This window comes from Gilliamella sp. LMG 34359, from assembly GCF_984569085.1.
Genome location: NZ_OZ474906.1, coordinates 245580 through 259829, shown reverse-complemented (window position 1 = coordinate 259829; position 14250 = coordinate 245580). Strand labels below are relative to the sequence as shown.

Here is a 14250-nt window from a genome sequence, read left to right as displayed (position 1 = left end):
ATTTTAGACCGGTTTATCCGGTTTTTTTATGTCTGTTAGTTAACAATGAAATTATATTAAACATGAAGTTCAATAAGAGAGGATAACGTGGCTAAAAACACCAATGACGAGATACAAAAAGATATTTCGCAATTAAAGCCATCTTGGCAAGATGTTTTCACCGGCGCACAAATGCTATTTGTCGCATTTGGCGCTTTAGTTTTAGTACCACTTCTAACAGGATTAAACCCAAACGTAGCACTATTTACCGCAGGGGTGGGAACTTTACTATTTCAACTCACCACTAAAGGAAAAGTACCGGTATTTTTAGCTTCTTCTTTTGCTTTTATTGCTCCAATATCTTTTGGGGTAGCGCAATGGGGAATACCAGCAACCTTAGGTGGATTAGTGGCAGCTGGCTTAGTATTTATGTTTTTTGCTTTTTTAGTAAAAATTAATGGTAACAATGTCATTGACCGGATCTTACCTCCGGTAGTCACTGGACCAATTATCATGGTAATCGGATTATCACTAGCGCCCGTTGCTGTTGGGATGGCCATGGGTAAAAACAGTGGACTTCAAGCCGAAAATTACCAACTTATTATTATCTCAATGGGCTCTTTACTAACGACATTAATTGTCGCTATCTGGGCAAAAGGTTTTTTTAGATTGGTACCGATTATTGCCGGTATTGTGGTTGGATACGCGCTTTCTTGTGTTTTTGGTATTGTTAATTTTCAACCGGTAATTGACGCACCATGGTTTAAAACACCCGATTTCACCTTCCCTGAATTTCAATGGCAAGCTATTTTATATATGATACCCATTGTTATTGCGCCAACCATCGAGCATGTAGGTGACATTATGGCAATTGGCTCAGTAACCGGTAAAGATTATACTCGCGACCCAGGTTTACAACGAACATTATTGGGCGATGGCCTAGCTACAAGCACGGCTGGATTTTTAGGGGGACCTCCTTGTATAACTTATGCTGAAGTAATTGGTGCGGTAACTTTAACGCGTAATTTCAAAACACAAGTAATGACATGGGCAGCAATCTGGGCAATCTTAATGTCTTTCATAGGTAAAATTGGTGCCTTTTTAAGTTCGATTCCTACAGTAGTGATGGGGGGAATCATGGTTTTACTATTTGGTTCCATTGCATCAGTTGGCATTAACATTTTAGTCAAACACAAAGTCGATCTTTCCGTATCACGTAATATGTGTATTGTCTCGTTAGTACTAGTATTTGGTATTGGTGGCATGATTTTTGACTTTGGATCTTATGCACTGCAAGGTATAAGCTTATGTGGAATTTTAGCGATTGTGTTAAATTTAATCTTACCTCATAAAACCAAATTAGCTGACTAATCAAGTCAAGTGGCCGTTAATCATTAAATTGATTAACGGCTAAAAGTGTTGATGACGTTTCTCAAAAAAGTTGCGCGATGCCGTTTTTGTCGTTCAATATCTAGTTTAGCAATAACAAATTTTAGCCAGTAAGTAACAACTTTAATAAAAAGTTTCTTATCAATATGTTGTTTTATTAATTGGACTTAATGTGTATTTATTATCAATAACATCATAATTAGTGTCTTGTGGCATAAAGTTAAGTGAGTAATAACTTTATGCGTTGAATAGATTTTAAGAAAGTTGCACAATGCTGTTTTTGCCATTCAATCTTTAGTTTCTTAATTTAGTCTTCAAGTAACAATTTTGCTAACAACTCTCCTATCAATATGCTTATTTAGGTATAGGATTTAATGCGTATTTTTTATCAATAACATCATAATTAGTGTTTTGTGGCATAAAGTTAAGTGAGTAATAACTTTAAGTGTTGAATGGATTTAAAAAAAGTTGCGCGATGTTTTTTTCGGAGCGAGCTAATTAAGGAAAATTTAATGTTATTCTATATATTAAATGATTAAAACTTTATTGAAACAAAAAAGTAAAATGAAACACCTAAAAAAACAGCTATGATTTCCAATGATAACTACTAATTGCAACCTCTAACACAATATTTCTTTTCATCAAAATAGTTTGTTTTTTAACGATAAGTAACTGGAGGTTTTCGTAATTAGAATCGGCACTTGACGATCGATGTTTAGATCCTGTTTTATTGCCTTTACAAAATTTAACAATTAAAAATAACAAAAATATTGCATCGTGTTTTTTCAATCACTATACTTTTTATACCACTAAGAGGTAAATACATAAAAAATAAACATAATTTATTTTAAATTTTGTATAAATCAAAATTTAATTTGACAGGAAGTCAAGATGTACCATAATTTGCAACAGGCCGTAAGAGTAGCCTACAATTTAAATTCGTCGATATTACGCTCCCCGAGGTCTTTTTTTAACATAAAAATATTGCCTCATGTTTTTTCAGTCACTCTATTTTTTACATCATCTAGCATTTGCGAGTAAAACTTAATCAATATATAAAATTTAAATAAGTTATTAACCTATTAACCTATTTGACAGGATGTCGAAATGCATTGTAATTTTCAAAAAGCCGATATATCAATCTATAATTTAACTTCGTCAAAGTTAAGCTTTCAACGATCATCTTTTAGCTTGGTATGTTTTTTATCAAGAGTGAACGCAATTCTGCGAAATTTATTACAATCCTTGCATCGCTCTTCTTTATCCCGACCGATGCTTGTAGTACTATCGTTCGGCCTGTCTCTAATGATGACATCCTATTCTAGTCAGGCGTTAACCGCTGAAACTGTGAATGTTATCTAGGGTAATGCGCCTTATTTTACCATTGATGGGGGGCGCACACGTTTGACTAACCTCGAAGATCTGCTTGAGATAACCCTTTCGAATGGCAAAAAATTTAACGCCTCTAACAGTTTAGATTATGATGAGTTCAACCCTATTTTGGTACCGGGAGGTGATAGTTTTGCCGATATTGCAATGACAATGCCAATTGATGCTGAGCAATTCGAACCTGAAGCGTATGGTGAATACCAAATTGATATGAATACACTTATCAACCCACCTTATAATTATTGGGGGGATGATGATGGAGATGCTACAGCTAACGGTTTATTAGATTTGTATATAAGTGATTGGTATGGGAATGGTGTTCAACGTAATGAAGTCCTTAACATTTGTAAAGCACCTTATAATATAGAATTAATCATATCTGATGTTACATTAGAAACACGTTATGGTGTTCCAAAAAGTGATAGTTTTAAGGATTATTTACGTGTGCAATATGTTGTTAGCCCTGATGTACCACCATCTGTGTGCTATGCTAAACCAATTTTAAAGCCTGGTGATAGCGATCGTTGGGAAGCTGAATATGCTGGCCCTCCTTCCATTTGGAGTCGTGATTACGGTTTTCTGACGCAGTCTTATAATCCTTCATCATATGGCCTAAATTTTCCAACTACAGGTAGTAATAATTTATACTTTGACCTAATTATATCCGGTAATAAAGAGGCTCTTTCTTGGGATCCAGTTACTCATAGTGGTATAACTGCGACTATGACCAATTCAACAAAAGAAAGTGTTCGTGTTACGTTAACAGGTCCGGTAGCTACACCATCGCAATGGGTTTCGGATAATCCGGGTTATCTACCTAAACCAGTATTACCACAAACTTTCGAGTTAGTCGGTAAAGACAGCAAAGGCAATGCTGTGGTTAAGTATGGTTTCCAGTTAAAGAAGTGGTTTATCACTAAAGGTGATGAATATGATGCAAAAGCTAAGTGTTCTTCAATTAAATCATGGTGTAATAGCATAGGATACCGTATGGTGTTGGTAAATGATGTAACTAACGCGTACTATGAGGAAAATGGTATAAATTTAGGCGCTTTACCTTCCTCACAAAATTATAGTTTACAGCGTAATATTGGCGCAGGACTATTTTCAGAGTGGGGCCTTATGTACCATTATCCAAATGCCCACTATGGTAACGACGAATACGATGAGGTCGATTATTATATGGATCGTTATAAGCCGGGTTCTCGGTCGGAGTGTTATAGAGTGTACCCTTGGGGTTCTATTGACACATCCAATTATGATTTCCCTGCGTATGGACTTTGTGTCTATCCTTAGGAATTATTTCTTAGTTCTTAATTGTTAGGTTTAAGCAACATAGACAAGAAAATAGAGTAAGTTTGCTAGAGACATGGTTGACTCATAGAGTCAACCAAACTGACCAAAAGGATAATAAAAAGTGATTTATAGCCTAGCCTCAACCACCAGCCCCAACTACTCAGGTTTATTTTGAGGCAATTTTTTTATAGCAAAAAATTGAGAAACGCCGTTTTTATCGTTCAATATCTAGTTTCTTAATTTAGCCAATAAGTAACAACTTTGCTAAAAACTCTCCTATCCATATGTTAATTTACCAATTAGAGTTAATGATTATTTATTACTAATAACATCATAATCTATATATGCTGGCATAAACGTCATTGCGTGGTAGTGTTAAGCGTTGAATGGATTTTAAGAAAGTTGCGCAATGCTGTTTTTTGTCATTCAATATCTAGTTTCTTAATTTAGCCAGTAAGTAACAACTTTGCTAAAAACTCTCCTATCCATATGTTAACTTACCAATTGGAGTTAATGATTATTTATTACTAATAACATCATAATCTATATATGCTGGCATAAACGTCATTGCGTGGTAGTGTTAAGCGTTGAATGGATTTTAAGAAAGTTGCGCAATGAGGTTTGTGAAACTAAAAAACTCACTTATTTAAAAAATAAGTGAGTTTTATTAAATTAGTAATGACTATTTAACTGGTCGCATCGTCGGGAATAAAATCACATCACGAATAGTGTGACTATTGGTAAATAACATCACGGTTCGGTCAATCCCAATTCCGAGTCCTGCTGTTGGTGGTAAGCCATGTTCTAATGCAGTGATGTAATCTTCATCATAGAACATTGCTTCGTCATCACCAGCATCTTTTTGCGATACCTGATCGGCAAAACGTTGCGCCTGATCTTCGGCATCATTAAGTTCTGAGAACCCATTTCCAATTTCTCGACCACCGATGAAGAATTCAAAGCGATCTGTGACAAATGGGTTTTCGTCATTACGACGCGCAAGTGGTGATACTTCCGCTGGATATTCGGTAATAAACGTTGGTTGGATAAGATTTGCTTCAGCAACTTCTTCAAAAATTTCGGTTACTACTCGACCAAGTCCCCAGCCTTTTTCAACTTTGATACCGACTGATTTTGCAATTGCACACGCTTTATCAAAATCATCTAAATCGGCGTTATTGGTTTCAGGGCGATAATGGCAGATCGCTTCGCGCATAGTCATTTTGATAAAAGGCTTACCAAAGTCAAAACTGTGTTCGCCATATTGCACTACTGGATTTCCTGTTACGGCAATAGCTAAGCGGCGGAATAATGCTTCGGTTAATACGATCAAATCTTTATAATCGGCATAAGCCATGTACATTTCCATCATTGTGAATTCTGGGTTATGTCTTGGCGATACGCCTTCGTTTCGGAAATTCCGGTTGATTTCAAAAACACGTTCAAATCCACCAACAACTAAACGTTTTAAGTAAAGTTCTGGTGCAATACGTAAGTACATATCTAGATCAAGCGCATTGTGATGAGTGATAAATGGTTTAGCTGATGCCCCACCAGGGATAACTTGCATCATTGGTGTTTCGACTTCCATAAAGTGGTTTTCTAACATGAAGTTACGAATTTCAGTTACCACTTTTGAGCGAGCAATAAAGGTATCGCGTGATTGTTGATTAGTAATTAAATCAAGGTAACGTTGACGATAACGCATTTCTTGGTCAGCTAAGCCGTGGAATTTATCTGGTAATGGGCGTAATGCTTTAGTAAGCAGGCGGATTTCTTCACAATGAATGGATAGCTCACCGGTTTTGGTTTTAAATAAGTAACCTTTAGCGCCAACAATGTCACCAAGATCCCATTTTTTAAATTGTTCATTGTAGTAATTTTCTGGTAGATCATCACGCGTGACATAAAGTTGGATTTGCCCAGTGACATCTTGCAATGATACAAATGAAGCTTTCCCCATAATCCGGCGCATCATCATTCGACCTGCAACGGTTACGATAATTTTATTTTCAATTAACTCTTCGTTAGTTTTATCATCATACAATTTATGAAGATCGCTTGAAATGGCGTCACGACGGAAATCATTCGGGAAAGCAATGCCTTGTTCGCGAATTGCAGCTAGCTTTTCACGACGTATTGTAAGCTCGTTATTTAACTCTTCAATATGGTTTTGTTGCTCTTGCTGTGTTGACATAATTTTACCTTTTATTTTTTACCGGTTATAAACCGGCTTTTAAGCTTTCTTCAATAAATTGATCTAAATCACCGTCTAAAACGGCTTGGGTATTGCGTGTTTCAACGCCAGTGCGTAAATCCTTGATTCGTGAATCATCAAGTACATACGAACGAATTTGGCTGCCCCAACCAATGTCGGATTTGTTTTCTTCCATTTGTTGTTTTTCGGCATTTTTCTTCTGCATTTCAAGCTCGTACAGTTTTGCTTTTAACTGTTTCATCGCCTGATCTTTATTACTATGTTGCGAACGGTTATTTTGACATTGCGTCACAATTCCCGTTGGCACATGGGTAATACGTACAGCAGATTCGGTTTTATTAACATGCTGACCACCGGCTCCCGATGCGCGATAAACATCGATGCGTAGATCAGCAGGATTAATATCGATATCAATATTATCATCAATTTCCGGGTAGACAAATACTGATGCAAATGAGGTATGCCGACGGTTACCTGAATCAAACGGACTTTTACGTACTAGGCGGTGAACACCGGTTTCAGTGCGTAACCAACCGTAAGCATAATCGCCAGAAACCTTAATTGTGGCGGATTTTATACCAGCCACATCACCGTCTGAAACTTCCATTACTTCGGTGCTAAACCCTTTCGATTCAGCCCAACGTAAATACATTCTAAGTAGCATCTCAGCCCAATCTTGTGCTTCAGTGCCGCCTGAGCCTGATTGAATATCTAAATAACAGTCTGCACTATCATAATCACCGGAGAACATGCGGCGGAATTCAAGAGCGGCTAGTTTTTTTTCTAGTTGTTCTAATTCTTGATTGGCCTCGTCAAAAGTATCTTGATCTTCTGCTTCTATGGCAAGTTCAAGTAGACCTTCAACGTCATCTAGACCTTGGTCTAAAGCGTCGATGGTATTGATGATCTCTTCAAGCGTAACGCGTTCTTTACCTAACGCTTGAGCTTTTTCTGGATCGGTCCAAACTTCTGATTGTTCTAATTCGGCATTGACTTCCTCAAGACGCTCTTTCTTGAGATCATAGTCAAAGATACCCCCGAATGACATTCGTGCGTTCGGTAATTTCGGCTATTTTCAATTTGATAGGATTAATTTCAAACATGTTTGGTTAGATTTTAAATTTTTAACTAATCGTATATTGTAACGGATTTAAGTATAACTTAGCAATTATTTTACTTGTGTCATTTAAGTAAAAGTGGGGATTAAGCAGTGCTCAAAAACAAAAATGACGCATTAAGCGTCATTTTGTAGATTAATTTGCGATGATTATTTTTTTGCTACTGCGTATAATTCTGCGACTTTGTCCCAGTTGATGACATTCCAAAATGCACCAATATAATCGGCACGGCGATTTTGGTATTTTAAGTAGTAAGCATGTTCCCAAACATCAAGGGCTAAAATTGGTGTTCCCGAAACCCCAGCAAATTTTTCGCCCATAATTGGCGTATCTTGGTTGGCGGTTGAAACCACTTCAAGTTTATCGTTTTTTAGTACTAACCAAGCCCAACCTGAACCAAAACGCGTTGCAGCCGCCGCTGAGAATTTTTCTTTAAACGCATCAACTGAACCAAAATCTTTTTCAATAGCTGTTTTGAGTTCACCTTTAAGTTCAGTTCCGACTTTTAATAACTCCCAAAATAGCGTGTGATTGACATGACCACCAACATTGTTTTTTACACCGGTCACTTTATCTGCAGGGACTTTATCTAAATTTTTTAATAATGTTTCCGGACAGAACTCGCTCAATTCTGTAGGTAGCGTTTCTAATAGTGCGTTAGCATTATTTACATAAGTTTGATGATGCTTATCATGATGTAGATGCATGGTTTCAGTATCAATATAAGGTTCTAATGCATCATAAGCATAAGGTAGTGGGGGTAGTGTGTAAGCCATGAAATTGCTCCTCTCATCTAATAGGAATTGTTAACTACTTTATGTTACCGAGTATACGAACTATCAATTCATCTCACAAACTATTATTTAGATAGTTGATGACTATCTAAGTTGTAAATTATGGTTTAAATGGCAAGTCTTAATCTTGCTGATTTTTTAAATAAGGGACGTACATCATAATAGCATGATTTTCGCTAATCAGTTTTTCTTCTGTGTGGTTATCGATCATATCAGTTTTTCGTTGCCATATTTTATTATGCCGGGTGTATCCTCCCCACCATTGTTGTTCAATAATATGATCGGTTTCGAATATTTCATAATGGTGCGATAAAGGGGTATCGGCTAGCAGTTCGCCATGTAAATATTCATCATCTAACCATAAATTAAGTCGATATGTCATATTGGTACGATTAACCAATTGTAAATCAATATAGTTGTAAGATAATGTGGCACCACAAGCAAAGGGGATAGTGCGATTAATATCAGGAAACACATCAAAACTATGTCGCCATCGTTCGATAATGGTTAAATCAGAGTGTAATGCAATCCAGTAAATTAAATTGCCCAATTGACATAAACCGCCACCAATATCTTTACCGATTTGCCCGTTATGCAGTGAAAGCCCTTCTAAAAAACCACGTTTTTTCGATGGCCGCCCCACTTTTTGCCAAATTGAAAATTGTTGATTGGGCTTAATTATTGCACCGTTGATCTGTTCAATCGCTAATCTAAGGTTAGTGATTTTGTTATATTGCAAATACATATCAACATCTTTCAGTTGTCTTAACAATATAGATTGATGTTTTTTATGGGAATAGCAGCAAGTATTATTATTCTTATCAATTACGCAATAGGCGTGACGATTGCGCCACCAATCTAATTTACGCTTAAGAATAAAATATTCCTTACCTAGTTTTAATCTTAACTTACTGCGTTTTCTAGGTTTATTTACCATAAGGTTTTGCATACCACAACTATCCTAACCACTAAATTGATTATTTTTTGATTAGTGATAAATAATTAAGGCTTAATTTATCTAAAAAACCAAAAAGCTTTTGATTCATCTCTGAATAGTCGTGGCAGCGGAGTTGATCGGGTGTATCTACAAAACGGAATTTTGCGGCCTCTTTTAGGTCATTTTCAGAGTGAGCAATAAGTTGTTCAACCACCGCATGGGTTAACTCCATATGGCATTGAAAACCATATACTAATGTACCATAAGCAACGATTTGTCGTGGGCAACCTTCACTATAAGCAATAATTTGTGCCTCTTTAGTTAAACCCGGCATATCATTATGCCAATGACCGACGGCTAAACTATTGCCAAAATCGGCAAAGAGGGGATGATTTTGGCCAATTTCAGTTAAGGTGATAGGGAATTTACCGATCTCTTTTTCCGGACTATGGCCATGCGGTGCACCTAATGCTTCACCAATTAATTGCGAACCAAGACAGACGCCGATAACGATTTTTTGCGATTTGATTGCTGATAATATGCTAGCTTGCTCTGCTAGCGAATCAAAATACGGGCACTGTTGTTTGCTGGTAGCTGGTGATTGAGGACCCCCCATGATAATCAACATATCAATTTTATCTATCTTATCGGGAAGTGGTTCCCCAAGATAAACCCGAGAATAGCTGATAGTGTGATGGTGCATTTTTGCCCATTGCTCATAGGCACCAGGTGCTTCGAAATCTTCGTGGATAATAAAATGTATATGCATGGGTTCCTAATTCCTAGTGTGTTAAATTTATTAGATTAATAAACAATAAATTCAGTATTAAATATCTCAAAAACACTTAACAATATAGTAAGCAATAACAGTTATAAAAACAAAATATTACTGTTTCAATCATTGCCATTTGTCATGATAAATTCAATGTATGCCATTATAGTCATCTTCAATCATATTATTTTGAAATAAGCGAAGTAACGTTATCCTTTTTATTAAAAATAATCTGCAACATTATTGTTAATAAATGCTAATTTATAACCTTAAAATTAAATGAATAAATGTTACAGTTAATTGACATTCTGTATCCCTTATTTATCTTGCTAACAGCGTAATTTTAATCATGCTAATAATGGTTATTTGACTATAAATTGATAAAAAAGAACACATAATAAAGTTAAAAAACACAATAACAGCTTGAAAATCATACAAATAAATTATATTCTTTAAACTAAATGTAACTTACTTATATTAAGGATCATATTGGTAAATATTTAATTTTTAAAAATAATAAATAGAATTTAGCTTGTTAGGATATGTAAGGAAGTAATGGAAACATCGTTGTAAAAATAACATTAACCAGTGTTAACGCACTCTCTAAAACGGTTTTAAAAAATCGTTATTCGCTTAGAATTGATATTATAAACAATAGATTGATTGTTATTTATCTAGTTGTAATAGATGAACAATTAAATCAACTTTCCGATTATTCAATTATTTCCACTTTCAGCTACCAAAAGCTATCGTTCAACCCAATGTTAGATCAAAGTAATTCATTTATTAAAATCAACGAAAAGGTCATTGATTAGGGGCATCGTCGATGAAGTCTACTTAAAATGTAATGCTTTGAGAAAACAGGCGTATATTATTGGTATTATTTTTATGGTTGCGGGTGGAATTGCCATTTTATTGAGCAAAAATATGATAAATACACGCCTATTTAGCATTGGTTAAATCGTTGCTATTTTGGCAAACACGCAGAGTTCGAACATTTAGGTTATGACGCTTATCATGAAGATGAACGCCATTCACACAGTGGTTTTGGTTTAGCGCGCAATGACTATACTGTTATCATCTATGGCATCCAAACCTTTACCGTAAGATACTGCTTTATAATGGTGCCCCTATTGGATCACCAATAGATAACTCTGTCCGCGTGTTCCAGAATCATCTCTATTTTTATCTGGATATTCCTGATTTTGCTAAAGCCGATCCTAACGAAGTGCTAACGGCTTCCATTCGTTTATATCTTTATAACTTCTACCATCTTAAAAACCAATCAACTGTAATAACCGATAAATATATCGATTTAAAATGCCGTGTATCAACCAACGGTATTGAAGTTTTAGAGTTAAAAAATGGTCCTGAAACCGACAAAAATATTTGCACTGATAAAAAAATGTTTTTCAATAAATATGAACTGCCGGCAATGAAAAGCAAATTTCCTTCCCAAACTGGCGAGCGTTATATCCATGAGCCAGCTGAATTTCAATTAACACAAACTCTAGAAAATGGAACAAAAGTGATCGAAAGCGAACTAAAATTTAGTGACGTTGAAAATGTTATTGTTAAACAGTATGATAGCATTGACTGAGATGGGTTGATTATTAATAAATGGATTGCAGGCACAATTAACGCTATTGGTATAAAAAAATACCAAATAATCATTGAGTATAATAACCGTGAGGCAGCTCCACTAATCATTACCAAAAAGTCTAATAAAATTAATTAACGAAAAGGAGCAACAATGCCATCACAATATCGCCCACAAATATTAGGCTGGATAGATGATTTAGATAAAGGTGCGAATTACCTTTCAGGTGCTGATGATCGCTTACTGTATGTCAACGATAACTATTGCGCTTTTCTTCGTAAAACCTCATCTGATCAGATTTTTTATTTTTGTATAAGTTTTTTTTGTACAATTGCAAGTATTTTTTCAATACCCTTGTTAAGTTATGCGCTTTCAGATTGTAATAGTAAAACAGTTTACTTTTTTTTATTAACATTTTTATTTTGTTTTATTTTACTTTTATATCTAATGATTCCCGAACTATACCAAAATATTTTTACACGGCGAGGATGTCCAATAATCTTTAATCGTAAAACCAAGAAAGTGTATATTAATGAGAGCTATTTCTTTAATTGTACCACGTTTAAAAATGCGATTTATTTTTTACACCCCAATAAAAAACGGATAAAAGAGTATGATTGGGCCGATTTACATGGGGTTGTGGTGCATAATTTTTTCACTTATTCACTCAATATCACTATTTTAATGGTGTGTGAACCGGGCACGCATAAAACTATTGACCATGTGCTATTAGATCCACTGCGTTCTGGTGTTGGTAGTTATCATGTATGGGGATGGGTCAATAATTTTATGTGCTTTAATGATTTAATTAGTTTAAACGACGGAAAATATACTTGGGAGCAAGAAACAGCCTTTAAAAAGGATATCATTCAAGGTCAAGGTTGGCCGGAATGGATGGTTGAAGCGTTTAACGCCCTATCGCCGGAACATCTGACAGAGATTAAACAAAAATATCATGTGCAATAACCAGATTAGCCAATAAAAACAAAGCAAAAGGAAAAGGAATAATTAGGAGCAACAATGCCATCACAATATCGCCCACAAATATTAGGCTGGATAGATGATTTAGATAAAGGTACGAATTACCTTTCAGGTCCCGATGATCGCTTACTGTATGCTAACGATAACTATTGCGCTTTTCTTCGTAAAACCTCATCTGATCAGATTTTTTATTTATGTGTTTCTACAATTGTCATTATATGTTCATTTCCAGCGATTTATATATCTTTTCTGTTACTTTTTGAGTTTAATCCCGAAACTGAAAGTTTTATATTTATTACTGTTCTCATTTCATTTATTGCAAGTATTTTAGCATTATACATTTGTATTCCTGAGTTATACCAAAATCTTTTTACACGAAAAGGTAGTCCAATAATCCTTAATCGTAAAACCAAGAAAGTGTATATTAATGAAAGCTATTTCTTTAATTTTACCTCGTTTAAAAATCCGATTCATTTTTTACACCCCAATAAAAAACGGATAAAAGAGTATGATTGGGCCGATTTACATGGGGTTGTGGTGCATAATTTTTCCACCTATCCACTCTGTACCACTATTTTAATGGTGTGTGAGCCGGGCACGTATAAAACCATTGACCATGTGCTATTAGATCCACTGCGTTACGGTATTGGTAGTTATCAGGTCTGGGGATGGGTCAATAATTTTATGTGCTTTAACGATTTAATTAGTTTAAACGACGGAAAATATACCTGGGAGCAAGAAACACCTTTTAAAAAGGATATCATTCAAGGTCAAGGTTGGCCGGAATGGATGGTTGAAGCGTTTAACGCCCTATCGCCGGAACATCTGGCAGAGATTAAACAAAAATATCATGTGCAATAACCAGATTAGCCAATAAAAACAAAGCAAATGGAAGAGCAAAAGGAATAATTAGGAGCAACTATGCCATCACAATATCGCCCACAAATATTAGGCTGGATAGATGATTTAGATAAAGGTACGAATTACCTTTCAGGTCCCGATGATCGCTTACTGTATGCTAACGATAACTATTGCGCTTTTCTTCGTAAAACCTCATCTGATCAGATTTTTTATTTATGTGTTAGTGGGATTATTACAATTTTATTGATTTTCGTTATACCAATATCAATATATTTACTTACATTAATAAAAATAGATTCTATTAATCATATGGCTATATTTCTGATTCCGTATATTATTGTTATTTGCTTTGTTATTACTCTATATTTAATGATTCCCGAATTATACCAAAATCTTTTTACACGAAAAGGTAGTCCAATAATCCTTAATCGTAAAACCAAGAAAGTGTATATTAATGAGAGCTATTTCTTTAATTTTACCACGTTTAAAAATCTGATTCATTTTTTACACCCCAATAAAAAACGGATAAAAGAGTATGATTGGGCCGATTTACATGGGGTTGTGGTGCATAACTTTTCCACCTATCCACTCTGTACCACTATTTTAATGGTGTGTGAGCTGGGCACACATAAAACCATTGACCATGTGCTATTAGATCCACTGCGTTACGGTATTGGTAGTTATCAGGTCTGGGGATGGGTCAATAATTTTATGTGCTTTAACGATTTAATTAGTTTAAACGACGGAAAATATACCTGGGAGCAAGAAACACCTTTTAAAAAGGATATCATTCAAGGTCAAGGTTGGCCGGAATGGATGGTTGAAGCGTTTAACGCCCTATCGCCGGAACATCTGGCAGAGATTAAACAAAAATATCATGTGCAATAACCAGATTAGCCAATAAAAACAAAGCAAA

At 35.4% G+C, this 14250-nt stretch carries 11 protein-coding genes; 6 read left to right on the top strand and 5 right to left on the bottom strand.

Annotated features, from left to right (window positions below; genetic code table 11):
- Positions 1–87: 87 nt before the first annotated feature.
- Together AC5LXV_RS01350 and AC5LXV_RS01345 are read left to right on the top strand one after the other, a co-directional pair.
- A complete protein-coding gene (locus AC5LXV_RS01350; protein WP_493467189.1) occupies positions 88–1350 on the top strand; it encodes a uracil-xanthine permease family protein in 1263 nt (420 codons plus the stop codon).
- A 1422-nt stretch (positions 1351–2772) separates the two neighbouring features.
- Positions 2773–4053 (top strand): hypothetical protein, encoded by a 1281-nt coding sequence (locus AC5LXV_RS01345; protein ID WP_493467188.1) that lies wholly within the window; start codon positions 2773–2775, stop codon positions 4051–4053.
- Between the two features lie 682 nt (positions 4054–4735).
- Here AC5LXV_RS01345 and lysS read toward each other — a convergent pair.
- The 5 genes from lysS to AC5LXV_RS01320 all read right to left on the bottom strand — a co-directional run bounded on the left by lysS (position 4736) and on the right by AC5LXV_RS01320 (position 9889).
- Complete coding sequence (gene lysS / locus AC5LXV_RS01340; RefSeq protein WP_110432275.1) at positions 4736–6250, bottom strand: lysine--tRNA ligase; 1515 nt, start codon at positions 6248–6250, stop codon at positions 4736–4738.
- A gap of 25 nt (positions 6251–6275) precedes the next feature.
- Positions 6276–7374 (bottom strand): peptide chain release factor 2 gene (gene prfB / locus AC5LXV_RS01335; RefSeq protein WP_493467187.1). Its coding sequence is split into 2 segments (ribosomal slippage): positions 6276–7298 and positions 7300–7374, totalling 1098 coding nucleotides; the frame shifts between segments, so codons are not numbered across the junction.
- A gap of 164 nt (positions 7375–7538) precedes the next feature.
- Complete coding sequence (locus tag AC5LXV_RS01330; protein WP_493467186.1) at positions 7539–8165, bottom strand: Fe-Mn family superoxide dismutase; 627 nt, start codon at positions 8163–8165, stop codon at positions 7539–7541.
- Positions 8166–8304: 139 nt separating this feature from the next.
- Positions 8305–9132, bottom strand: a complete 828-nt coding sequence (locus AC5LXV_RS01325) for a VanW family protein (RefSeq protein ID WP_493467185.1) — start codon at positions 9130–9132, stop codon at positions 8305–8307.
- A gap of 28 nt (positions 9133–9160) precedes the next feature.
- Positions 9161–9889, bottom strand: a complete 729-nt coding sequence (locus AC5LXV_RS01320) for a type 1 glutamine amidotransferase (protein ID WP_493467184.1) — start codon at positions 9887–9889, stop codon at positions 9161–9163.
- A 1165-nt stretch (positions 9890–11054) separates the two neighbouring features.
- Here AC5LXV_RS01320 and AC5LXV_RS01315 point away from each other — a divergent pair.
- The 4 genes from AC5LXV_RS01315 to AC5LXV_RS01300 all read left to right on the top strand — a co-directional run bounded on the left by AC5LXV_RS01315 (position 11055) and on the right by AC5LXV_RS01300 (position 14222).
- Positions 11055–11492, top strand: a complete 438-nt coding sequence (locus AC5LXV_RS01315) for a hypothetical protein (RefSeq protein ID WP_493467183.1) — start codon at positions 11055–11057, stop codon at positions 11490–11492.
- 153 nt (positions 11493–11645) lie between these two features.
- The gene (locus AC5LXV_RS01310) at positions 11646–12458 is read left to right on the top strand and encodes a DUF6708 domain-containing protein (RefSeq protein WP_493467182.1); all 813 of its coding nucleotides are present in this window, start codon (positions 11646–11648) and stop codon (positions 12456–12458) included.
- A gap of 54 nt (positions 12459–12512) precedes the next feature.
- Complete coding sequence (locus AC5LXV_RS01305) at positions 12513–13334, top strand: DUF6708 domain-containing protein (protein WP_493467181.1); 822 nt, start codon at positions 12513–12515, stop codon at positions 13332–13334.
- Between the two features lie 60 nt (positions 13335–13394).
- Positions 13395–14222, top strand: coding sequence for a DUF6708 domain-containing protein (locus AC5LXV_RS01300; protein ID WP_493467180.1), 828 nt, complete (start codon positions 13395–13397; stop codon positions 14220–14222).
- Positions 14223–14250 lie beyond the last annotated feature (28 nt).

Excerpts from the sequence above, each read along its gene's own strand:
- lysS (WP_110432275.1), bottom strand. The coding sequence starts at position 6,250 with ATGTCAACACAGCAAGAGCAACAAAACCATATTGAAGAGTTAAATAAC.
- AC5LXV_RS01330 (WP_493467186.1), bottom strand. The coding sequence starts at position 8,165 with ATGGCTTACACACTACCCCCACTACCTTATGCTTATGATGCATTAGAA.
- AC5LXV_RS01325 (WP_493467185.1), bottom strand. The coding sequence starts at position 9,132 with ATGCAAAACCTTATGGTAAATAAACCTAGAAAACGCAGTAAGTTAAGA.
- AC5LXV_RS01320 (WP_493467184.1), bottom strand. The coding sequence starts at position 9,889 with ATGCATATACATTTTATTATCCACGAAGATTTCGAAGCACCTGGTGCC.
- AC5LXV_RS01310 (WP_493467182.1), top strand. The coding sequence starts at position 11,646 with ATGCCATCACAATATCGCCCACAAATATTAGGCTGGATAGATGATTTA.
- AC5LXV_RS01305 (WP_493467181.1), top strand. The coding sequence starts at position 12,513 with ATGCCATCACAATATCGCCCACAAATATTAGGCTGGATAGATGATTTA.
- AC5LXV_RS01300 (WP_493467180.1), top strand. The coding sequence starts at position 13,395 with ATGCCATCACAATATCGCCCACAAATATTAGGCTGGATAGATGATTTA.